Raw genomic sequence first — 23080 nt, 5'->3', positions numbered from 1 at the left:
CGCGGGGTGATTTCGACGCCGGATGACCGCCCGGCACTCTTCATCAAACTGTCATGGAACTGTGGCAGCGCGCTTGAACAAACTTCATCAGACTCGCGCTCTACTGGGGTTCTGCGTTTTGGTGTTTTTTCATGGGTGCTGCATTCTTTTCACGAATCATATTTCTGGCCGCGCTGTTGTTCGGCCTGCCGTCCCTGGCGGCTTCGCGTTGTGACGTCAATGTTCCGACCGAACGGGTGGATCTGGCCCAGGTGAGCCTGGCGTACCAGAGCATCGGCCGTGCGTCGGACCCGGCCTTGCTGCTGGTGATGGGCCTGGGCGGGCAGTTGATTCACTGGCCGGACGAGGTGGTGGTCGCCCTGTGCCAGCAGGGCTTTCGGGTGATCCGCTATGACAATCGCGATGTCGGCCTGTCGACCTGGCGGCAAGCACCGGCCGAAGCCAACCTGACCTTCGAAGTGTTGCGCTACAAACTCGGATTGCCGGTATCGTCGCCGTATTCGCTGACCGACATGGCCGACGATGGCCTGGGCTTGATGGACGCCTTGCACATCGATCGATTCCACGTATTGGGCGCCAGCATGGGCGGGATGATCGCCCAGCACATGGCGGCCATGGCACCGCAACGGGTCGAGAGTCTGACCCTGATCATGACCACTTCCGGAGCCGAAGGCTTGCCGGCGCCGAGTGCGGCGCTGGTGCAATTATTGTCCCGGCGCGGCGCACCGAACCGCGAAGTGGCCCTGGAGCAGCAGGCCGACCTGCTGGCGGCACTGGGCAGCCCGATGGTCACCGATGATCGCCAGGCGCTGCTGCATCAGGCGGCACTGTCCTATGACCGGGCGTTCAATCCCGAGGGCGTGAAACGCCAGATCATGGCCATTCTCGCCGAGCCGAGCCGGGTGGCGCTGCTCAACCAGTTGCGGGTGCCGGCGCTGGTGGTGCATGGCACGGCCGACCCGCTGTTGCCGGTGATGCACGGGGTGCATCTGGCGGCGCATCTGCGTGGCAGTCAGTTGATCCTGATTCCGGGCCTGGCCCATCGCTTCCAGGAGGCGTTCAAGGCGCCGTTGCTGGCGGCGGTGTTGCCGTACTTGCGCGAGCACCGTGAAGACACTTCGCACTGGGCGCAGATCGAGCCTGTGGCCGATCACAATCTCCTGTAACCCCCAATCCAATGTGGGAGCGGGCTTGCTCGCGAAGAGGGAGTATCAGTTGGCATTTGAGTTGACTGACACACCGCTTTCGCGAGCAAGCCCGCTCCCACAGGAGAATGTATTTCTCTGTGAAAGCGTAGTCAGGCCAGCGAGGCTCACCACCAACGTCGCGCCCAGGGTTGCTTTGAGAATCAGGTCCACACTTAATGGCTCAGCCCGTACTTTTTCACTTTGTCGAACAGCGTGGTCTTGGCCATGCCCAGTTCCTGGCTGGCCTGGGTCAGGTTGCCGCCGCTGCGTTGCAAGGCATCGCTGAGCAGGTTGCGCTCGAAGGCTTCCACCGCTTCGGCAAAGGCCAGGCCCTGATTGCCGCCGCCGGCACCGGGTTTCTTGAACGCCGGCAGGCCCAGGGCAAAGCGCTCGGCAACGTTGCGCAGTTCACGCACGTTGCCCGGCCAGTCGTGGCTCATCAGGTTCGAAACGGTCTGGTTGTCCAGCTCCGGCACCGCGCGGTCGAAGCGCAGGGACGACTGCTGCAAAAAGTGTTCGAACAGTTGCAGGATGTCTTCGCGGCGCTCGCGCAGCGGCGGCAGTTCCAGGGTCACCACGTTGAGGCGGTAATACAGGTCGCTGCGGAATTCGCCGGCCTTGCTCGACTCGTCGAGGTCGGACTTGGTCGCCGCGATGACGCGGCAATCCACCGCTACGCTCTGGTTCGAACCGAGGCGTTCGAGGGTGCGTTCCTGCAACACCCGCAGCAGTTTGATCTGCAAGGGCAGGGGCATGCTTTCCACTTCGTCGAGGAACAGCGTGCCGCCGTCGGCATGTTCGATCTTGCCGATCCGTCGTTTGCCCGCGCCGGTAAAGGCGTTGGCTTCGTGGCCGAAAATTTCGCTTTCGAAGAGGTTTTCCGGCAGGCCACCGCAGTTCAGGGCGACGAACTGCTTGGTGTGCCGCCGACTGAAATCATGCAGGCAACGCGCGACCAATTCCTTGCCGGTGCCGGTCTCGCCTTCGATCAGCACGTTGGCCGAGGTATCGGCGACGTTGGCGATCAGTTCCCGCAGGTTCTGCATGGCCGGCGAGCGCCCGATGATCCGCCCTTCGAGGGAGTCGCGTTCGGCCAGCTGCCGACGCAACGACGAGACTTCCCGCGCCAGGCTGCGTTGCTCCAGGGCGCGGCGGGCGACATCCACCAGGCGCTCCGGGGAGAAGGGTTTCTCCATGAAGTCGTAGGCGCCTTTTTGCATGGCGCCGACGGCCATGGAGATGTCGCCGTGGCCGGTGATCAGTACCACCGGCAGGCTGTGGTCGCGGGCCTTGAGCCGGGTGAGTAATTCCAGGCCATCGATGCCCGGCAGGCGGATGTCGCTGACGACGATGCCGGCGAAGTTGTCGCCGACCCGCTCCAGGGCTTCTTCGGCGCTGCCCACGCCGATGCAGGGAATGTCTTCCAGGGTCAGCGCCTGTTGGCAGCCGAGCAGCACATGGGGGTCGTCTTCGACGATCAATACACTAAGGTCGTTGTTCATATTGGCTCGGCGGGAGTGGGGCTTACCAACGGTAAACTGAGGACGAATGCGGTACCACCGCTGGCCGGGTGCTCGACACCCAGGTGACCGCCGGTGGCGGCGGCGAGGCTGGCGGAAAGGGTCAGGCCAAGGCCCAGGCCCTGTTCGCCGGGTTTGGTGGTGAAGAACGGTTCGAACAGGTGCTTGCGCGCTTCGGCGTCGATCCCGTGGCCGTTGTCTCGCACGCGCAGTCGATACTTGCCATCGAATGCTTCGCCTTCGAGCCACAACTGCGGCAGCGGTTGCGCTTGCATGGCGTCGAGGGCGTTGCCGATCAGGTTGACCAGAATCTGCTCGAGGCGGGTCTGGTCGATTTGCACCTGCACATCGGTGAAGTCGCGGTGCAGTTGCAGCTGTATGTGTTCCACCCGGCCGCCGTGCAATTGCAAGGCCGCGTCTACCGCTTTGCCGAGGCAGGCCTGGCCCTTGTCGTCCCCGCGCCGCGCGAACGAGCGCAGGCTGGCGGTGATCCGGCCCATGCGGTCGATCAGTTCGTTGATGGTCTTGAGGTTGGTGCTGGCCACGTCGAGCTGGCCGCGTTCGAGGAAGCGCACGGTATTGCCGGACAAGGTGCGCAGCGCCGCCAGCGGCTGGTTCAGTTCGTGGGCGATGCTGGTGGACATCTGGCCGATGGCCGCGAGTTTTCCGGCCTGTACCAGTTCATCCTGGGCGCGGCGCAAGGTCTCTTCGGCAAGGCGGCGTTCACGGATCTGGCCCTTGAGCCGTTCGTTGCTGGCGCGCAGGTCGGTGGTGCGTTCGGTAATCCGACGCTCCAGCTGGTTGTTGGCTTCCTGCAAGGCTTCCCGGGCGGCGAGACGGGTGGCGATCACCTTGCGCCGCTCGTTCCAGGCGATCAACAGAAAGGCGCAGAGGGCAAACGCCACGGCCACCAGAATCCCCTGGTTGATCGCTTCGCGACGCAAATCCTGTAGCGGTGTGAGCAGGGTGAAATTCCATGGCGTATCGCTCAAAGGCCGGGTTTGCGCCAGGTAGCTGATGTTTTCATCGTCGGACACCAGTTCGCTGTTGGCCGGGAACGTGAGCTTTTCTACGCCTTCGGACAGGGTTTCCCGGGCCAGCGGCTGCAGTTCGTTGAGGGGGAACCAGTAGTACTGCAGGCTGCGGGCAAGTTTTTCCTTGGTTTCTTCGCTCAGCGGTACCACCGATTTCAAGCGTCGAGCCGGATCGCTGGAGAGAATGATGATGCCGTTCTCGTCGCTGACGAAGGCTTCCAGGCGCGCCCGCTGCCAGCGCTCTTCCATGGCTTCGAGACGCACCTTGACCACCGCGACGCCGATGATCTTGCCGTGTTCCTCCAGGCCATGGGCCAGGTAGTAACCGGGTTCGCCGTTGGTGCTGCCGATGCCGTAGAAACGCCCGGGCTGGCCGCGCACGGCGTTCTGGAAATAGGCGCGAAAGGACAGGTCTTCACCCAGGTAACTGTCGACATCGCGCCAGTTGCTGGTGGCCATCACGCGGCCAGTGGTGTCCATCACGTAGATGGCCCGACTGCGACTGCGCCGGTTCAGGCCTTCAAGGTAATCATTGACCGATTGCCGGTGTTCCGGGGTCGGGTCGGCCAGCAACTGCGAAACGCTGGTTTCGAGCTCCAGCAGGCTGGGCAGGTAGGTGTACTTGCTGATTTCGCTTTCGACAGCACGGGCGTGCAGTTCCAGCTGACGCTGGCCGTTCTCGCCAAGGCTGCGAATGCCATAGTGTTCACTGCTCCAGAAGCCGATATAGCCCAGAGCGGGCTTGCTCGCGAAAGCGGTGTGTCAGTCACATCTATGTTGGATGTGTCGCCGTCTTCGCGAGCAAGCCCGCTCCCACATTTGGGGGGAGCGGTGTTTTTCTTAGTGCTGCAGAATCTTGTTGAGGAAGTGCTGCGTACGATCGGCGCGGGCGTTGATGTCGCCGAAGAACTCCTCTTTCTTGCAGTCTTCGATGATCTTGCCGGCATCCATGAAGATCACCCGGTCGGCCACTTTACGGGCGAAGCCCATTTCGTGGGTCACGCACATCATGGTCATGCCTTCGTGGGCCAGTTGCACCATCACGTCGAGCACTTCGTTGACCATTTCCGGGTCCAGCGCCGAGGTCGGTTCGTCGAACAGCATGACGATCGGGTCCATCGCCAGCGCACGGGCAATCGCCACACGCTGCTGCTGACCGCCGGAGAGTTGGCCGGGGTGCTTGTGGGCGTGGGCGGAGAGGCCGACGCGTTCGAGCAGTTGCAGGCCTTTCCTGGTGGCTTCTTCCTTGCTGCGGCCCAGCACCTTGATCTGCGCGATGGTCAGGTTTTCGGTGATGGTCAGGTGCGGGAACAGCTCGAAGTGCTGGAACACCATGCCCACGCGCGAACGCAGTTTCGGCAGGTTGGTCTTCGGGTCGGCGATGGAGGTGCCGTCGACCACGATATCGCCTTTCTGGAACGGTTCCAGGGCGTTGACGCACTTGATCAGGGTCGATTTGCCGGAACCGGATGGCCCGCACACCACGATCACTTCGCCTTTCTTGACCTCGGTGCTGCAATCAGTCAGTACCTGGAAGTCCCCATACCACTTGTTGATGCTTTTGATAGAGATCATACGGCGAACCTTTTTTGCAGACGCTTGACCAGCTGCGAGGCGGCAAAGCTGATGATGAAGTACACGAGACCCGCGAATACCAGGAACTCATTGGAGCGGCCAATGATGTCGCCACTGGCGCGCGAAGCATTGAGGAAGTCCACCAGGCCGACCGCGTAAACCAGCGAGGTGTCCTGAAACAGGATGATGCTCTGTTGCAGCAACAACGGCGTCATCTTGCGGAACGCTTGCGGCAGGATGATCAGGCGCATCATCTGGCCGTAAGTCATGCCCAGTGCCTGGGCAGCGCCCATCTGGCCCTTGGGAATCGACTGTACGCCGGCGCGGACGATTTCGCAGAAGTACGCCGCTTCGAACATCATGAACGCCACGATGCACGAGGCGAATGCGCCGATCGGGGTGTCTTCGCCGGTGATCCAGCGCAACACGAACGGCACCGCCAGGTAGAACCAGGTGATCACCAGCAGCAACGGAATCGAACGGAAATAGTTAACGTAGGCGCCGGCCAGGTTCGACAGCAGTTTGCTGTGGGACAAGCGACACAACGCCAAAATGGTGCCGAGAATGATCCCGCCGACGACGCCCATGATCATCAGCTTGAGGGTCATGACCATGCCGTTCCACAGGCCCGGCAGGGACGGGATGATGCCCGAGAAATCGAATTCCATCATTTACCCCCTACGGAGATCAGGCCCGGTACGGCGACTTTCTTCTCGACCAGGCGCATCAGCAACATCAGGCTCATGTTCAGGGTGAAGTAGATCAGCGTTGCCAGGGTAAAGGCTTCGAACAGGTTGGCGGAGAACTCGGCGGTCTGTTTGGTCTGCGCGAGCAGTTCCATCAAACCGATCAGCGAGGCCACGGAGGTGTTCTTGAAGACGTTCAAAAATTCCGAGGTAAGCGGCGGAATGATGATCCGGTAGGCCTGGGGCAGCAGTACGTTCCAGTAGATCTGCGGCAGCTTGAAACCCATGGCGCGAGCCGCGGATTCCTGGCCTTTTGGCAGGGCCTGGATACCGGTGCGCACCTGTTCGCAAACCCGGGCGGTGGTGAACAGGCCCAGGCACACGACGACGCTGAGGAAGGCCGAGGTGGTCGGGTTCAGATCCTGCTTGTACCACTCTTGCAGGTCCGCCGGCAGCAGGTCGGGTACCAGGAAGTACCAGATGAACAGCTGAACCAGCAGCGGCACGTTACGGAAGAGTTCGACGTAGCAGGTGGCGATGCCCGATACGATGCGATTCGGCACGGTACGCATGACGCCCAGGATCGAGCCCAGTGTCAGGGCGATGATCCAGGCCGCGATGGCGATGCCGATGGTCCAGCCCAAACCGGTCACGTACCAGTCGAAATAGGTCTCGCTGCCCACGCCGGTGGACTTGAAGAACACGCCCCAGTCCCAGTTGTAATTCATTAGGGTCTCCCCTCAGTTCAATCGATGTACAAGTGCCCGCTTGGGGGAAGCTCCGTTCCCGCCTGTCCTTGAGGGACAGGCACACGCGCTCGGCTCGACAGCCACCGGTTCGAGTGTTTCCAAAAAATGCCAGCAGGAAGTGACCACCTCCTGAAAGGGCGAGGGCCCTCTCAGGAGATAAGGTTAGTCAGAAATCAGGACTTCTTGTCGTCAGCCGCTTTATCGGTCGGTTTGGCGATCAGGGCCTTGAGCTCGTCGCTCATCGGGAAGTTCAGGTTCAGGCCTTTTGGCGGGATTGGCTGCATGAACCACTTGTCGTAGATCTTGTTGATCTCGCCCGATGCGTAGGTGGCCTTGATGGCGTCATCCACAGCCTTTTTGAACGGCTCGTCGCCTTTGCGCACCATGCAACCGTAGATTTCGTAGGACTGCGGAGTACCGGTCACTGCCCAGTCTTTCGCATTCTTGGCCTTGGCTGCTTCACCTGCCAGCAGGGCGTCGTCCATCATGAAAGCCACGGCACGGCCGGTTTCCAGCATCTGGAAGGATTCGCCGTGGTCTTTGGCCGAGATGACGTTCATGCCCATCTGCTTGTCGGCGTTCATCGCCTTGAGGATGCGCTCGGACGTGGTGCCGGCGGTGGTCACGACGTTCTTGCCGGCCAGGTCAGGGAAATCCTTGTACTTGGAGTCTGCCTTGGACAGCAGGCGAGTACCGATTTCGAAGATGCCAACGGAGAAGTCAACTTGCTGCTGACGCTCGACGTTGTTGGTGGTGGAACCGCACTCGAGGTCCACGGTGCCGTTCTGCACCAGCGGGATGCGGGTTTGCGAAGTCACCAGGTTGTATTTGACCTGGAGATTCGGCATGTCGAGGTCTTTTTTCAGTGCTTCGACGACTTTCAACTGGATGTCGTGGGAGTAGCCGACCGGTTTGCCGGAAGCATCCGCGATGTAGGAGAACGGAATGGAAGCGTCGCGATGCCCGAGGGTGATGACGCCGGACTCTTTGATCTTCTTCAGGGTGCCGGTCAGTTCGGCGGCGAAAACTGGCGTGCTGATCAGAGCGGCAGCAATGGCTGCGCCCAGGATATGGGGAACGATGCGCATCAAATTTTCCTCGACATTGTTTTTTTTATGGAGCCAGTTGATCGGCCCTTTTTGTGCTGCAAATGCCAGAGCGCTACTGAAAGTGCGCGCCAGGGACATTCGTCGAAGAAGTGTAGAGCATGACTCGTGCCAGACCAGTGCTAATTGGTTAAATTGTTGATTTATAAGGAAATTAAATATTTATGGCGCTCATATTGTGATCGAGGGATCCGGTTAACCGAACCGACCCGCAGGTCGCGTTCGGAAAACCGAATGGTGGCTGGGTGCTACCTGGGTGTCAGGTGTATTTGCGTTTGTCGGGCGCAGGCGGAAAGTACTGGTACAACCAGGTTTCACTCAGCGTGCGGTCGTTGGTGCGGATGAACAGGCGCAGCTCGACAGGCTCCACGCTGTCATTGGTCGGGTACCAGTCAAACAGGATGCGGTAGCCCTTGATGTCATCCAGCTTGAGCACGCTGAAATCCTTGACCTCGCCGTTCGAGCAAGTGACCACCGGCTCGATGCCCGCGCCTTCAGGCAAACGGTCCAGGCCGCCGCCGGTGAAGTCCACGGCAAAACGACGGGCCCAGACTGGCGGGTAATGCTCGCCTGGCGCCCAGCCTTCGGTGAAGCCGCCCATGCCCGAACGGGTTGCATTGACCCGCGCCAGTGGTGTGCCGACCGGTGGCAGTGCGCTCCAGTAGAGCTTGTAGCCGTAGTTCAGCGAATCGCCGGCAGCCACTGGTTTCTTCGGGGTCCAGAAGGCGACGATGTTGTCCATGGTCTCGCCGGTGGTCGGGATCTCCAGCAGATCGACCGAGCCTTCGCCCCATGCAGTGGTTGGTTCGACCCACAGGCTCGGGCGGCGGCTGTACCAGTCGACGGTGTCCTGATAGCTGGCGAATTCGTGGTCGGTCTGCACCAGGCCGAAACCTTTCGGGTCCTTGTCGGCGAAGGCATTGAATTGCAGGGTCGCCGGATTGTTCAGCGGACGGCAGATCCATTCGCCGTTGCCGCGCCACATGGCCAGGCGATCGGAGTCGTGGATTTGCGGGTGAATGGTGTCGCACATCCGGCGTTCGTGGGTGCCGCAGCTGAACATGCTGGTCATCGGCGCGATGCCCAGTTGGTCGATGGCGGTGCGTGCATTGACGTGGGCATCGATCTCCATCACCACGCGCTCGGCCTGGCAGTCGATATCGAAGCGGTAGGCACCGGTGGCGCTCGGCGAGTCGAGCAAGGCGTAGACCACGAAGCGGGTGCTGTCCTTGTCCGGCGTCTCGAACCAGAACTTGGTGAAGTCCGGGAATTCCTCACGTTTTTTGGCGTAGGTATCGATGGCCAGCCCGCGGGCCGACAAGCCGTACTGGCCGGTGGCGTCCACCGCTCGGAAGTAACTGGCGCCGAGGAAGGACACGACGTCGTGTTTGTCCAGTTCCGGGGCCTTGAACAGCTTGAAGCCGGAGAAACCCAGGTCGCCCTTGAGCTGCGCTGTGTCGACCGTGGTGTTTTCATAGTTGAACAGCGACGGGCGGAAATGCACCTCACGCGCCTGGCGGGTCTTGGGGTCGACGCTGTACATGCGTACCGGCTGCCTGAACCCCATGCCGACGTGGAAAAACTGCACATCCAGCTGACCGTTCAGGTCATTCCACAAGGAGTGGTTGGCGTCGTAGCGGATCGCGTTGAAGTTCTGCGGCGTCATGGTCGCCAGGGTCGGCGGCAACTGTTGCTTGGTGTCCTGGTAGCGATTGCTGGCGAGCTGTTTGGCCTGGAGTTTCAGCGCCTCGAAATCGAACGCGGTGGCCTCGCCATCAGCGGTGCCGCTGTTGACGGCCCAGGCTTGGGCCGCCAGCAGCCCCGTGGCGGACAAGCCGGTGTAGGCCGCAATGGCCATGGAGGCTTTGAGCAAATTCCTGCGGTGCATAAATACAACCTGTCGTGAGCAATCCCGCGCCGTTCCTGGCACGTGCTGGATCAGAAATATCGGTTCGGACATGCCTTCGGCCAAACGCAACGGACTGTAAAACAGATGCCGAGTAGCTTAAACCGTTCGATTGCAGAGCAAAATTGATTGATGGCACAGCGCTGGCTCGGCAATGAAACAAGACATGTCGGGAAACAATTCCGACAGGGGTTTCTGATTTACAGGGCATTTCTGCTTTTTTCGATTAATTACTCTAAAAAACGCTTTTCAGCGCCCGGAATATTTCTATTCTGTGCTCATGACCGGTTTATGCCCTTCGGACCGGTGCGGTTCAGTGGGCACCCAGCGGCTGCTGAAAAAGGGATAGGGCGATGCGGTTTTTTTGCAGTTTCTTTGACGTCTAGAGAAGGACATCGTCCATGTCGAAAGTACAGAACATCACTGAATTGTTGGGAATCTTTCCGTGTCTGTCCAGCGGACGGCAAAGACGCCGGCTGAACTCCGAGGAGATGAAACTGGTGGAGCGCTATCGGGAACTGTCGGAGAACGACCGGATTGCGATGCGGTATCTGGTGGATGCGATGAGGAGTGTTTCGCGGTTTTGAGCAGGCAAACCCAAAGGGACGGACTGTGAAGTCTGTCCCTGTTTGATCAGCTTGATTTATCCCTTCAACGGCAAGTGCCAGCGATTGGGAAGGGTCGCTGCACCTGCATCAACTCAGGCATGTCTCGCCACTTGATCCAGGCGTGATGTTGGTAATGCAGCAAGGGCACCGAAACTCCCGCCCAATTCAAGGAACTCAGGCTTGGCAGGTTATCCACAGGCGCTGATTTCGCCTCACGCAGCGAGGGTATGACTTCGTTGCTCAACCACTGGCGCAGGTTGCGGTTTTCCGGGACGAAGTGGTGAACCAGCAAGGCGTACATGCCAGATTCGCTAACCATTAATGTTTCGACCGTTTTGCCGTCCTTGAGCAGACAGACGGTGCGACGTTGGTCGGGATCGAGTTTCAGGGTCAGGCGTTCATTGAGTGGCTTGCCCATCAAGCGACCTAGATCCTGGGCACAGAACCAGGCTTGGTTGTCTTGCATGAAGGTATGGAGGAAACGGTTGTGGCGGGTGAAGACGGTGGGATCGAAATAGGGAAGAGGCGAGCTTTGAGGATGCATTGGCATGGCGTGATTTCCGTTTTGGCTTGGAAAGTCGCCACCAACCCTTCGACAGGTTGGGTGGCGGACCGAGTGACGTTCGAAGCCGGGACACTTCCAATCAAAACGGAAGCCGGAAGGCCCGCGCCACACGGCCCGCCATAATGCAGAACTGAAGGCATAAAACAGCCACAGTTCTATGGGGGCACACGAGCACCGTTTTGACTTGTTCCGGCTTCGACTCCGGGTCGCTGATTTGGCAGCGACGGGATGAAGCCTATCGGTCAGGCGCTCGCGGCGCCAAGTCTACTCTGGCGACGCGTGTTGTAGGAATCGAGGGTTTTTCAGGAAGGGCGGATCTGTAGGATCTTGCTGGTTTTGTATAAAGCTGAGTGGTGCTGATCAGTTAAGCCAAAATACGATCTGTAGCAGCTGGCGAAGCCTGCGTTCGGCTGCGTAGCAGTCGTGAAATCAGACCACGCGGTGTTTCAGGAAGATCTCGCACGCAGGCTTTACGACTGCTACGCCCGAGCGCGGACCGAGCCGGACGCAGGCTACGCCAGCTGCTACTCCGCATTTCGCTTTCTGAGGGTGGTGTTTCATGTCCCCTCAGCCCCTTATTGACTTGAAGTCCTGCCCGTATCGTTACGGGCAGGGTCTCCAGGCGAGGGCGAATACCTTACCGACTAACCTTCCACGCATCCCCCGCAGGCGCCTTTCCGTGGTCATACGGCTTGGCGATCCACATGTAGAGCAGGCCCAGGCCAATGACGATGGCAGTACTCAGGACCATGGCGTAGTTGATGTACCACGCGGCATCCGGCGTACGTGGCCAGGCCATGTTGATAATGGCCCCGACACCATAGACCAGTGCGCCGATGTTCACCGCCCAGCCCCAGGCACCAAGGGTGAATTTGCCGCTCGGTTTCCAGCCTTTCATGCGGGCGTACAGAGCCCCGAGCACAATCATCTGGAACGCCAGGTAGATGCCGATGGCGGCGAAGCTGACGATGGTGGCTACTGCATCTTGCAGAAAGAAGCCGAGGATGATGATCAGTGCCGGCAGGACGCCGGAGACGAACAGCGCGGCAACTGGAACCTGAGTCGTAGGGGAAATCTTCTTCAGCAGTCGGCTGCCAATAACCATTTCGTCGCGGGCGTAGGAATACAGCAAACGACTGGCCGCCGCTTGCAGGCTGATGACGCAGGAGATGAAGGAAATCATCACCACGCCCATCACCACTTTCGAACCCACCGGGCCAAATGCGTTGTTGAGGATGGTGGTGACCGGGTCCTTGTCGGTGCCATTGATCACGGCTTGCATGTCCGGCACGGCCAGGATCAGCGCCAGGCAGGCGAACATTGCCGCGATGCCGCCGATGTAGATGGTCATGCGCATGGCCACCGGGATCTTCTTGCTCGGGTTCGGGGTTTCTTCAGCCACGTCGCCGCAGGCCTCGAAGCCGTAGTACAGGAACATCCCCGCCAGCGACGCGGTGAGGAACGCCGGCAGGTACGAGCCGTCGACGCTGATATCGAAGGTGTTGAACAACACGCTGATGGGTTGATGACGCTCGAAAATCAGCAGGTAGACGCCGACGATCACCGCGCCCACCAGCTCGCAGAGGAAGCCGAACATGGCGATCCGCGCCAGCACTTTGGTGCCGCTGAGATTGACCAGGGTGGCGAACAGCGTCAGGAACAGGGCGATGATGATGTTGGTGTTGTTGCTCGGTTCAAAGCCCATCATGGCGGCGAGGTACGGACCGGCACCCACGGCAACCGCCGCGATGGTCACGCACAGGGCGATGGAGTAGATCCAGCCCACCATCCACGCCCAGCGCTTGCCCACCAGACGGCGGGCCCATGGGTACACGCCGCCGGAAATCGGGAACTGCGAAACCACTTCGCCGAAGATCAGGCACACCAGCAACTGGCCGCAACCGACCAGCAAGTAAGCCCAGAACATGGGTGGCCCGCCAGCGGCGAGGCACAAGCCGAACAGGGTATAAACCCCGACGACCGGGGAAAGGTAAGTGAAGCCCAGGGCGAAGTTTTCCCACAGGCTCATGCTGCGATTGAAGTTGGAGCTGTAACCCAGCTTGCGTAGTTGCTCGGCATCGCTGTCGGCAAGGGCTACAGAGAGATCGGGTGATGCACTCATGTGTTTTTTCTCCGGAAAATCGGCAGATTTCGGATGTCCGAAACCGTGGCGGGGCCTTGAGGGCACCGCCCGGATCGGTGGTTATTGTTTTGTTTTTTTGCTGTGGAGCCTGGTGGTACTGGGTGCCGGTTTCTTCCTTGAGTGTTGCGGTGACGCCATCGCGAGCAGGCTCGCTCCCACATGGACTGCGCAGTACCTGTGGGAGCGAGCTTGCTCCGGGCGGCGTTCCGACGATGCTTTTTCTAGTGTTTGAACATCACATGCCGCACAACGGTGTAGTCCTCCAGCCCGTACATGGACATGTCCTTGCCATAGCCGGACAGTTTCTGACCGCCATGAGGCATTTCGCTGACCAGCATGAAGTGGGTATTCACCCAGGTGCAGCCGTAGTGCAAGCGGGCCGACAGGCGATGGGCGCGACCGACGTCGGCGGTCCACACCGACGACGCCAGGCCGTATTCCGAATCGTTGGCCCAGCCGAGTACCTGCGCTTCATCGCTGAATCTGGTCACCGACACCACTGGCCCGAACACTTCGCGACGGACGATTTCGTCATCCTGCTGCGCGTCGGCCAGTACGGTCGGCTCGAAGAAGTAACCGTTGCCGTCGACTGCTTTACCGCCAGTGATCAGGCGGATGTGCGGTTGAGCAATGGCGCGTTCGACGAAACCGGCAACGCGGTCACGGTGTTGTGCGGTGATCAGCGGGCCGAGTTCGGTAGACGGATCGTCCTGCAGGCCGTACTTGATGCTGCTGACCGCAGCCCCGAGTTTCTCGACGAACTTCTCGTAGATGCCTGCCTGGGCATAGATGCGGCAGGCGGCGGTGCAGTCTTGCCCGGCGTTGTAGAAACCGAAGGTGCGGATGCCTTCGACGGCGGCGTCGATGTCGGCGTCATCGAAGATGATCACCGGGGCCTTGCCGCCCAGTTCCATGTGCATGCGTTTGACGCTGTCGGCGGTGCTGGAAATGATGTTCGACCCGGTGGCGATCGAACCGGTCAGCGACACCATGCGCACTTTCGGGTGGGTGACCAGCGGGCTACCGACGGTAGGACCACGGCCAAATACCAGATTGAGCACGCCGGCCGGGAAGATGTCCGACGCCAGTTCGGCCAGGCGCAGGGCGGTCAGCGGGGTTTGTTCCGACGGTTTGAGCACCACGGTATTACCGGCAGCCAGGGCCGGGGCGATTTTCCAGGCCACCATCATCAGCGGGTAGTTCCACGGCGCGATGGAGGCGATCACGCCCACCGGGTCGCGGCGGATCATCGAGGTGTGGCCCGGCAGGTATTCGCCACCGGCCGAACCGCTCATGCAACGGCTGGCGCCGGCGAAGAAGCGGAACACGTCGGCAATCGCCGGAATCTCGTCGTTCAGCGCGGCGCTGTAAGGCTTGCCGCAGTTGTCCGATTCCAGTTTGGCCAGCTCTTCGCCGTGGGCCTCAATGGCATCGGCGAGTTTGAGCAGCAGCAGCGAACGCGCTTTCGGCGGGGTTTGCGACCAGCTCTCGAAAGCGGCGTCGGCGGCGCGCACGGCGGCATCGACCTGGGCTTCGCTGGCTTCGTTGATCTCCACCAGTACATGACCCAGCGCCGGGTTGAACACTGGTTGGGCGGGGCCTTCGCCGTCTTGCAGTTGGCCGTTGATCAAGAGTTTGGTTTGCATGGCATTTGTCCTCTTCGGAACTGTTGTTTTTTCTCTGTGGAAACCGGCCCCTGTGGGAGCGGGCTTGCTCGCGAAAGCGGTGTATCAGTCACCATCACTGTTGACTGTGATGGCCTCTTCGCGAGCAAGCCCGCTCCCACAGGAACTCTGTTCCTTCAGTTATTCGGTTACTTGCCGCCACTGCCCGCCACGCTTTCGCCGCCGCGGGTCAGGTAATAGGCACCGAGGATCGGGAGCATGGTCACCAGCATCACCAGCATCGCCACGACGTTGGTCACCGGCACGTCCCGTGGGCGGCTGAGCTGGTTGAGCAGCCACAGCGGCAGGGTCCGTTCATGGCCGGCGGTGAAGGTGGTGACGATGATTTCGTCGAACGACAGGGCAAACGCCAGCATGCCGCCGGCCAGCAACGCCGAGCCGAGGTTCGGCAGGATGATGTAGCGGAAGGTCTGCCAGCCATCGGCGCCGAGGTCCATCGAGGCTTCGATCAAGCTGTGGGAGGTACGGCGCAAACGGGCGATGACGTTGTTGTAGACGATCACCACGCAGAAGGTCGCGTGGCCGACGATGATGGTGAACATCCCCGGTTCGATGCCCAGTGTCTTGAATGTCGCCAGCAACGCGATCCCGGTAATGATCCCCGGCAAGGCAATCGGCAGGATCAGCATCAGCGAGATGCCTTGCTTGCCGAAGAAGTCCCGGCGGTACAACGCCGCCGACGCCAGCGTGCCGAGGACCATGGCGATCAGGGTGGCAATCGAGGCGATCTGCAACGACAGCTTGATCGCTTCCAGCACGTCCGGCCGCGAGAACGCCACGCTGAACCAATTCAGGGTGATGCCCTTGGGCGGGAAGCTGAACGCCGCATCTTCGGTGTTGAAGGCGTACAGGAAGATGATCAGGATCGGGAAGTGCAGGAACACCAACCCGCCCCAGGCGGCGATTTTCAAGCCTAAAGAAGCCTGCCCTTGAGATGAAGAGTCAGAGTGCATCGAAGGCCCCCAGGCGTTTGACGATGGACAGGTAAATGGCGATCAGCACGATCGGCACCAGGGTGAAGGCGGCGGCCATGGGCATGTTGCCGATGGCGCCTTGCTGGGCATACACCATGCTGCCGACGAAGTAGCCCGGCGGGCCCACCAGTTGCGGCACGATGAAGTCGCCCAGGGTCAGCGAGAAGGTGAAGATCGAACCGGCGGCAATGCCCGGGATCGACAGCGGCAGGATCACTTGCGTGAAGGTCTGGCGCGGCTTGGCACCGAGGTCGGCGGAGGCTTGCAGCAGCGATGGCGGCAGGCGTTCCAGCGAGGCCTGGATCGGCAGGATCATGAACGGCAACCAGATGTACACGAACACCATGAAGCGCCCCAGGTGCGAGGTCGACAAGGTGCTGCCGCCAACGCCCGGAATGCCCAGCACGAATTGCAGAACCGGTTCCAGCCCCAGGTGCTGCACGAACCACTGCGCCACGCCGCCCTTGGCCAGCAGCAGCGTCCAGGCGTAAGCCTTGACGATGTAACTGGCCCACATCGGCATCATCACCGCGATGTAGAAAAACGCCTTGGTCTTGCCGGTGGTGTAGCGCGCCATGTAGTAGGCAATCGGAAACGCAACGAAGGCGCTGGCAATCGACACGACAATCGCCATGCCCAGGGTGCGCAGGATGATGTCGAAGTTCGACGGCTGGAACAGCGCGGTGAGGTTCGCCAGGGTCAGGTCAGGGGTGACCGCCATGGTGAAGTCATCGAAGGTGTAGAGACCTTGCCACAGCAGCACCAGCAACGAGCCCAGGTAGATCGCACCGAACCACAGCAGCGGTGGCACCAGCAGCATCGACAGATAGAGGTTGGGCCGGCGATACAGCAGGTTGGAGAACCGGCGCAACGGCGAGCCGCCCGACCGGGTTTGAGAGATAGCCAGGGTGTTCATGTCACACCCCGCCCGCAACGGTGTCTTGCAACGCAATCATGGCTTCACGCGCCCAACGTGCACTGATGCGCTGGCCGGTCTGGTGTTGTGCACTGGTGTCCAGCCATTGGTTGTTGGCCTTGCTGATGTTCAGGGTCTGGCCATTTTCCAGTTTCAGCTCATAGCGAGTCGCACTGCCCTGGTACTGGATGTCATGCAGCAAACCGCTGACTTCAATTTCGTGGCTGGCTAGCGGACCGTCGGCGAAACGCACGTGTTCCGGGCGAATCGAGAATGGCTGAGGATTGCCACTCAACTGCTTGGCCAGTTCGCCGCGAATCACGTTGGAGGTGCCAACGAATTCCGCCACGAACGTGGTGGCCGGTTTCATGTACAGGTTGCGCGGGCTGTCGACCTGTTCGATGCGGCCCTTGTTGAACACCGCTACGCGGTCGGACATCGACAGCGCCTCGGTCTGGTCGTGGGTGACGAAAATGAAGGTGATGCCGAGCTGGCGTTGCAGCTTCTTCAATTCGCCTTGCATTTGTTCACGCAGCTTCAGGTCGAGCGCGCCGAGGGGTTCGTCGAGCAACAGCACCCGTGGACGGTTGACCAAAGCGCGGGCCAGGGCCACACGCTGGCGCTGACCGCCGGAGAGCTGCACCGGCTTGCGGTCGCCGTAGCCGCCGAGGGCGACCATTTCCAGGGATTCTTCGGCACGCTTGAGGCGCTCGGTCTTGCCGATGCCTTTCACCTTCAAGCCGTAGGCGACGTTGTCGCGAACGTTCATGTGCGGGAACAGCGCGTAATCCTGGAATACGGTGTTCACATCACGCTGGTACGGCGGCAGGTGGGCAGCCTCTTCGCCATGAATACGGATGGAACCTGCACTCGGTTGTTCAAAACCGGCGATCAGGCGCAGACAAGTGGTTTTGCCCGAGCCGGAAGGCCCCAGCATGGAGAAGAACTCGCCGTCCTGGATGTCGATGGAAACCCGGTCTACGGCTTTTACTTCGCCGAATTGCCGGGAAACGTTGGTGAACTGGACTGCAAGCGTCATGGTGCGGTGCTCCAAAAAGGCGAAGGCCGTCGCAGCGGCCCTGCCTGGACTTCTGAAAAATCTGAATCAAAGTGAACGGTGTCGTAGCAGCTGCCGAGGTACGAGGCTGCGTTGCGTGTCCGCAGGACCGCCCTGGGGGGGCTGCTGCGCAGCCCGACGCAGCCTCGTGCCTCGGCAGCTGCTACAGAGGGTTAGCGGCCGCCCATGATCGCGATGTAATCCTGGGTCCAGCGGCTGTACGGCACGAACTTGCCGCCTTCAGCCTGCGGGGTTTTCCAGAAGGCGATCTTGTCGAACTGGTCGAAACCGTTGGTCTTGCAGCCTTCGGCGCCGAGCAATTCGCTCTCCTTGCACGCCGCCGGAACCGCTGGCAACGAGCCGAACCACGCCGCGACGTCACCCTGGACTTTCGGTTGCAGCGACCAGTTCATCCACTTGTAGGCGCAGTTCGGGTGCTTGGCCTCGGTATGCATCATGGTGGTGTCGGCCCAGCCGGTGGCGCCTTCTTTCGGAATGGTCGAGGCGATCGGCTGTTTCTCGTTCATCAGGCCGTTGACCTGATACGGCCACGCACTGGAGGCGACTACGCCTTCGTTCTTGAAGTCGCTCATTTGTACGGTGGTGTCGTGCCAGTAGCGGTGGATCAACGGCTGCTGGGCGCGCAACAGGTCGAGCACGGCCTTGTACTGGGTTTCGGTCAGTTCATACGGGTTCTGGATGCCCAGTTCCGGCTTGGCGCTCTTCAGGTACAGCGCCGCGTCGGCGATGTAGATCGGGCCGTCATAGGCCTGCACGCGGCCCTTGTTCGGCTTGCCGTCCGGCAGGTTTTCCGGATTGAACAGCACGCCCCAGCTGGTGGGCGCGGTCTTGAACACGTTGGTGTTGTACATCAACACGTTCGGGCCCCACTGATACGGGGTGCCGTAGGTCTGCTTGTTGACCACGTACCACGGTCCATCCTTGAGGCGCGGGTCGAGGTTTTTCCAGTTCGGGATCAATGCCGTGTTGATCGGCTGCACACGCTTGCCGACGATCAGGCGAAGGGAGGCATCGCCCGACGCTGTCACCAGGTCGTAACCACCCTTGGCCATCAGGCTGACCATTTCGTCGGAGGTGCCCGCCGTCTTGACGTTGACCTTGCAGCCGGTTTCCTTCTCGAAATCGGTCACCCAGTCGTAGGCCTTGTCGCTCTCGCCACGTTCGATGTAGCCAGGCCAGGCCACAATATCCAGTTGGCCCTCGCCGGCCCCGACAGCTTTGAGCGGCTCGGCGGCCTGGAGACTGGCGCTGGCCAGCAGCGCGGTGGTGATTGCACTGAGCAGTGCGGTCTTGTGCACGAACATGGAATTTCCCTCTTCTTCAAATTATGGTCGGGGCAGTTGTGAACGTGGTGAAGCATGCCGTTGGTGGCTTCTTATAAGCGTAGTCAGAGATGCTCGCCATGGCGGGCCATGATGTGTCGCACCACGCTGTAGTCCTGAAGCGAATCGCTGGACAGGTCTTTGCCGTAGCCCGAACGTTTCAGGCCGCCATGGGGCATTTCGCTGACCAGCATGAAATGGCTGTTGATCCAGGTGCAGCCGTACTGCAGGCGCGCCGCGACCTGCATGGCCTTGTCGAGGTTCTGGGTCCAGACCGACGAAGCCAGGCCGTATTCCGAATCGTTGGCCCAGTCCACCGCCTGTTCAAGTTCATCGAAGCGGGTCACGGTGACCACCGGCCCGAACACTTCGCGCTGGACGATCTCGTCACTTTGCTTGCAGCCGGCGAGCAGGGTCGGCTGATAATAGAAGCCGGCACCGGAATGCACCGCCGCGCCAGTCACCCGTTCGATGTGCGGCTGGCCGAGGGCGCGTTCGACAAAACTGGCCACGCGGTCGCGCTGGCGGGTGCTGATCAATGGGCCGATTTCATTGTCGGCGTCGCGTTTGCCGGCGAAGCGCAGGCTGCTGACCGCCGCGCCGAGTTCGGCCACCAAACGGTCATGAATCCCGGCCTGGGCATAAATTCGGCAAGCTGCGGTGCAATCCTGGCCGGCGTTGTAATAGCCGTAGGTGCGCACACCTTCGACCACGGCCTGGATGTCGGCATCGTTGCAGACGATCACCGGGGCCTTGCCACCGAGTTCAAGATGTGTGCGCTTGAGGGTTTTGGCGGCGGCTTGAAGGATTTTCTGCCCGGTGACGATATCGCCGGTCAGCGACACCATACGCACTTTAGGGTGGTTCACCAGGTGGCTGCCGACGCCTTCACCGCCACCGCAAATGATGTTGATCACACCCCGTGGCAGGATCTCGGCCAGTGCCGGAGCCAGGGCCAGGATCGACAGGGGGGTGTGTTCCGACGGCTTGAACACCAGGGTGTTGCCGGCGGCGAGGGCCGGGGCGATTTTCCACGCGGCCATCATGATCGGGTAGTTCCACGGCGCAATCGACGCCACCACCCCGATAGGATCGCGACGGACCATGCTGGTGTAGCCCGGCAGGTATTCGCCGCTGAGCTGGCCGGTCTGGCAGCGCACGGCACCGGCGAAGAAGCGGAACACGTCGACCGTGGCATTCAGGTCATCCTGACGGGCCAGGTGCAACGGCTTGCCGCAGTTCAACGATTCGAGGCGGGCCAGCAGGTCGGCGTTTTTTTCGATGACATTGGCGATTTCCAGCAGCAGGTTCGAACGCTGCTGTGGCGTGGTCCGTGACCAACCGGCAAAGGCTCGATTCGCCGCGAGGATCGCTGCTTCGACTTGCTCGGTGCTGGCTTCGGCAATTTGCGTCAGCACTTCCCCGGTGGCCGGGTTGAGAATCGGCTCGACGCAGCCTTGGCCGGCAACTAATTCACCATCGATCAACAATGCGGTGAACAACGGGGTCTGCGCGCCAGCCATTTTTCGGGTTCTCGTTTTTTGTGTGGCTTCTTGTGTAGACATGGCAGCGCTCCCTGTGACTGGGGCCTGGCCGTCTTTATTAGATGCAACAAGACTAGTGCGCGGACCCGAGGACAACAAATACTAAATACTGAAGGTGGCGTTCGATTAAATAGATGGCTTGCGCCCGCCGTGAGGTTGTTCGCGGGCGACCGTGAGAAATGGGTCCACCAGCGCCGGCCGCGCGGTGCCGCGACGCCAGGCCAGGCCGACATCCAGGGTCTGGCTGAGGTCGGCAATCGGCCGCGCTTCGATGATGTCGCCTTCCAAAGACCACGGGCGATAGGTCATGTCGGGCTGGATCGACACGCCCAGGCCGGCAGCCACCAGGCTTCGCACCGCTTCGGTCGAGGCCGTGCGCAGGGTAATGCGCGGTTGCAGGGAGGCCGCCGACCACATGCGCTGGGCATTGCGGTCCATTTCATCGACGTTCAGTTGAATCAATGGCTCGCGGGCCACGTCGGCGAGGTTGATGCTGTCGTGTTCCAGCAGCGGGTGCTGGGCCGGCAGCCATAGCCGGTGCGGCGAGTGGGTCAGCACTTCAGTCTGCAAGGCGTGGCGGTCTTCGAGGTTGGACAGGATCAGCACGCCGACATCGATCTCGCCGCTGACCAGCAAATGCTCGATGTAGGGGCGCTCGTCTTCCATCACGCGGATTTCCACGTTGGGGTAGGCGCGCTGGAAGCGGGTGAGCAAATCCGCCAGGTAGTAACCGGCCACCAGGCTGGTCACGCCGACGATCAACTGCCCGGCGACCTGGTCGGTGCTCTGTTGCAGGCTGCGCTTGGCGTTATCCACCGTAGCCAGGATCAAGTGCGCCTGGCGCAGGAATTGATGCCCCTGGTGGGTCAGGGTCATGCCCTTGGCGTGGCGACTGAACAGGCTGACGCCAATTTCCTCCTCCAGTTGCTGGATCGCCAGGGTCAGGGTCGACTGGGAAATGAACGCGGTTTGCGCGGCGGCTGAGATAGAGCCGGTCTCGGCCACGGCGATGAAGTGACGGATCTGACGCAAGGTCATCATGGGAAAGCACCCGGTGGGCTGTTTTTATCGATTGGCGGGAGTGTATATCGTTTTTTCTGATGGGTAGGGGCGCTGCCCACTATTGAGCAACATCCACGAGCGTCAATTGATCGAAGGCGGATGCATCAAACTCGACAACGATCAGGGACTACAGCACGGAAAGTCTGACCCTGAAGATCCGGCTAGACAACTCGGGCTGGAATCGGGATTGAAGCTGGAGTGGAGAAACAGGTGTATCAGGCGTGACATAAACCTTGTGGGTTTTCGGGGGCATCGGTAGTTTGTACCGCCCCCAGCCCTCACAGGAAGAGAACGAACACATGACCTCGCAGAATCGTCTGACGCATCTGGATGCCCTGAGAGGGATTGCAGCGATGATGGTGGTGATCGCTCACTTCATAGAAAGAACACCGCTCAAGGACACTCTCTTTTTTACCTACGTGAATCTTGGGCAAGTGGGCGTTGTGATCTTCTTTCTTCTCAGTGGGATGGTCATTCCCTACAGTTTGAAAGAAGGTAAACATGCGATCGCCTCCTTCGCCATTTCCAGATTTTTCAGGCTGTACCCAGCGTATTGGTTTTCCATCGTGTTGGCTGTCGTAAGTTCGTACTGGTTCTTGTCGACTAATGTTCCGGTGAGTACGCTGCTGATCAATATGACGATGTTTCAGGCGATCTTGAAAACACCGGATTTATTTGGCGTCTATTGGACGCTTATCATCGAAATGTTTTTTTATATTTCATGTGCAGCGCTGTTTAGCGTGGGCTTGCTGGGGCGAGTTTCCGTACGATTCGGCTCGGCAGTCGGGCTGCTGGTGTTGGCTTTGGTCTTTTCGATCGTTCGATTTTATTTGGCCAAAAAAATCCCCGTGGCGTTGCCTTTAAGCCTGTCGATCATGTTTTTTGGCAGCTTTTGGCGAGACGCTAGTATGGGAGTAGTTGAGGGGAAAGTACGTCGTTATATTTTTGTGTGGATGGCATTGTTCCTTATTCTTCTGCCCGTTATTTGCCTGCTCGCATACAACGCCGACTATGGACATAACGAAAACCCCTATGCGTACGTGATCAGTTATATTGCAGGAATGGTGATTGGCCTCAGCATGACTCTGTTCTTTCGCAGGACAGTAAAAAGCCTGACCTATCTGGGAGCCATCAGCTATTCGACGTACCTGGTGCACCCCTTCTTTCTGGAGTGGACGTCGTACGCAACAGACCTGCAGGCAGCATTCAATGTAGGTGTCTTTTTGATCTACATCCTGGCGACGCTCACCCTGGCAAGTATCAGTTACACCCTGTTGGAGAAGCCCTGTTTAAGCCTTGGAAGGAAGCTCAATATCAGGCTGCAAGCCGGACTCGCTCACAGGGTTGATCAGCAGTTGCCTCCTTCAACACCGTAATCGCATCCCACGAGGGCATCGCTCAATTTCGTGAGGGGCGGTGC

At 60.1% G+C, this 23080-nt stretch carries 18 protein-coding genes and 1 pseudogene; 3 read left to right on the top strand and 16 right to left on the bottom strand.

Features of this window, described 5'->3' with window-relative positions:
* Positions 1-131 precede the first annotated feature (131 nt).
* Positions 132-1166, top strand: a complete 1035-nt coding sequence (locus tag AB4Z35_RS00975; RefSeq protein WP_442095711.1) for an alpha/beta fold hydrolase — start codon at positions 132-134, stop codon at positions 1164-1166.
* Between the two features lie 194 nt (positions 1167-1360).
* Here AB4Z35_RS00975 and AB4Z35_RS00970 read toward each other — a convergent pair whose 3' ends face one another.
* From AB4Z35_RS00970 to AB4Z35_RS00940, 7 genes and pseudogenes are all read right to left on the bottom strand, one after another.
* Positions 1361-2689, bottom strand: coding sequence for a sigma-54-dependent transcriptional regulator (locus AB4Z35_RS00970; RefSeq protein ID WP_442095710.1), 1329 nt, complete (start codon positions 2687-2689; stop codon positions 1361-1363).
* Positions 2686-4476 (bottom strand): annotated as a pseudogene (locus AB4Z35_RS00965) (sensor histidine kinase); the annotation flags it as partial. The gene AB4Z35_RS00970 and the pseudogene AB4Z35_RS00965, both read right to left, overlap by 4 nt.
* A gap of 105 nt (positions 4477-4581) precedes the next feature.
* On the bottom strand, positions 4582-5316 hold the full coding sequence (locus tag AB4Z35_RS00960; protein ID WP_442095709.1) for an amino acid ABC transporter ATP-binding protein: 735 nt from the start codon (positions 5314-5316) through the stop codon (positions 4582-4584).
* Positions 5313-5984 (bottom strand): amino acid ABC transporter permease, encoded by a 672-nt coding sequence (locus AB4Z35_RS00955; RefSeq protein ID WP_442095708.1) that lies wholly within the window; start codon positions 5982-5984, stop codon positions 5313-5315. The genes AB4Z35_RS00960 and AB4Z35_RS00955 overlap by 4 nt, the downstream gene beginning before the upstream one ends.
* Positions 5984-6730: an amino acid ABC transporter permease gene (locus AB4Z35_RS00950; RefSeq protein WP_007985720.1), complete on the bottom strand. Its 747-nt coding sequence runs from the start codon at positions 6728-6730 to the stop codon at positions 5984-5986. Before AB4Z35_RS00950 ends, AB4Z35_RS00955 begins: the two co-directional genes overlap by 1 nt.
* A 194-nt stretch (positions 6731-6924) precedes the next feature.
* Complete coding sequence (locus AB4Z35_RS00945; protein WP_442095707.1) at positions 6925-7839, bottom strand: glutamate/aspartate ABC transporter substrate-binding protein; 915 nt, start codon at positions 7837-7839, stop codon at positions 6925-6927.
* Between the two features lie 277 nt (positions 7840-8116).
* Entirely contained in the window at positions 8117-9745 is a 1629-nt protein-coding gene (locus AB4Z35_RS00940) for a glucan biosynthesis protein D (RefSeq protein ID WP_442095706.1), read from the bottom strand.
* A gap of 419 nt (positions 9746-10164) precedes the next feature.
* On the opposite strand from AB4Z35_RS00940, the gene AB4Z35_RS00935 reads away from it, so the two are divergent.
* On the top strand, positions 10165-10350 hold the full coding sequence (locus tag AB4Z35_RS00935) for a hypothetical protein (protein ID WP_442095705.1): 186 nt from the start codon (positions 10165-10167) through the stop codon (positions 10348-10350).
* A 64-nt stretch (positions 10351-10414) separates the two neighbouring features.
* On the opposite strand, the gene AB4Z35_RS00930 is transcribed toward AB4Z35_RS00935, so the two are convergent.
* From AB4Z35_RS00930 to AB4Z35_RS00890, 9 genes are all read right to left on the bottom strand, one after another.
* The gene (locus AB4Z35_RS00930; RefSeq protein ID WP_442095704.1) at positions 10415-10921 is read right to left on the bottom strand and encodes a BRO-N domain-containing protein; all 507 of its coding nucleotides are present in this window, start codon (positions 10919-10921) and stop codon (positions 10415-10417) included.
* A 652-nt stretch (positions 10922-11573) separates the two neighbouring features.
* Positions 11574-13058, bottom strand: coding sequence for an APC family permease (locus AB4Z35_RS00925; RefSeq protein WP_442095703.1), 1485 nt, complete (start codon positions 13056-13058; stop codon positions 11574-11576).
* Positions 13059-13300: 242 nt separating this feature from the next.
* Positions 13301-14725 (bottom strand): gamma-aminobutyraldehyde dehydrogenase, encoded by a 1425-nt coding sequence (locus AB4Z35_RS00920; RefSeq protein WP_007996981.1) that lies wholly within the window; start codon positions 14723-14725, stop codon positions 13301-13303.
* 167 nt (positions 14726-14892) lie between these two features.
* A complete protein-coding gene (locus AB4Z35_RS00915) occupies positions 14893-15717 on the bottom strand; it encodes an ABC transporter permease (RefSeq protein ID WP_442095702.1) in 825 nt (274 codons plus the stop codon).
* A complete protein-coding gene (locus AB4Z35_RS00910; RefSeq protein WP_007996978.1) occupies positions 15707-16654 on the bottom strand; it encodes an ABC transporter permease in 948 nt (315 codons plus the stop codon). Before AB4Z35_RS00910 ends, AB4Z35_RS00915 begins: the two co-directional genes overlap by 11 nt.
* Position 16655: 1 nt before the next feature.
* Entirely contained in the window at positions 16656-17693 is a 1038-nt protein-coding gene (locus AB4Z35_RS00905; RefSeq protein ID WP_442095701.1) for an ABC transporter ATP-binding protein, read from the bottom strand.
* A 191-nt stretch (positions 17694-17884) separates the two neighbouring features.
* Positions 17885-19036, bottom strand: a complete 1152-nt coding sequence (gene ydcS, locus AB4Z35_RS00900) for a putative ABC transporter substrate-binding protein YdcS (protein ID WP_442095700.1) — start codon at positions 19034-19036, stop codon at positions 17885-17887.
* An 83-nt stretch (positions 19037-19119) separates the two neighbouring features.
* Positions 19120-20577: a gamma-aminobutyraldehyde dehydrogenase gene (locus AB4Z35_RS00895; protein WP_442095904.1), complete on the bottom strand. Its 1458-nt coding sequence runs from the start codon at positions 20575-20577 to the stop codon at positions 19120-19122.
* Between the two features lie 147 nt (positions 20578-20724).
* Positions 20725-21639, bottom strand: a complete 915-nt coding sequence (locus AB4Z35_RS00890) for a LysR family transcriptional regulator (protein ID WP_007975056.1) — start codon at positions 21637-21639, stop codon at positions 20725-20727.
* Positions 21640-21959: 320 nt separating this feature from the next.
* Here AB4Z35_RS00890 and AB4Z35_RS00885 point away from each other — a divergent pair, with 320 nt between their 5' ends.
* Positions 21960-23036, top strand: coding sequence for an acyltransferase family protein (locus AB4Z35_RS00885; RefSeq protein WP_442095699.1), 1077 nt, complete (start codon positions 21960-21962; stop codon positions 23034-23036).
* The last annotated feature ends 44 nt before the right edge of the window (positions 23037-23080 follow it).

This window comes from Pseudomonas sp. KB_15 (genome assembly GCF_052114525.1).
Classification (GTDB): Bacteria; Pseudomonadota; Gammaproteobacteria; order Pseudomonadales; family Pseudomonadaceae; genus Aquipseudomonas.
Note: the sequence above shows the minus strand (reverse complement) of the source record. Positions and strands in the feature narration are given on the sequence as shown.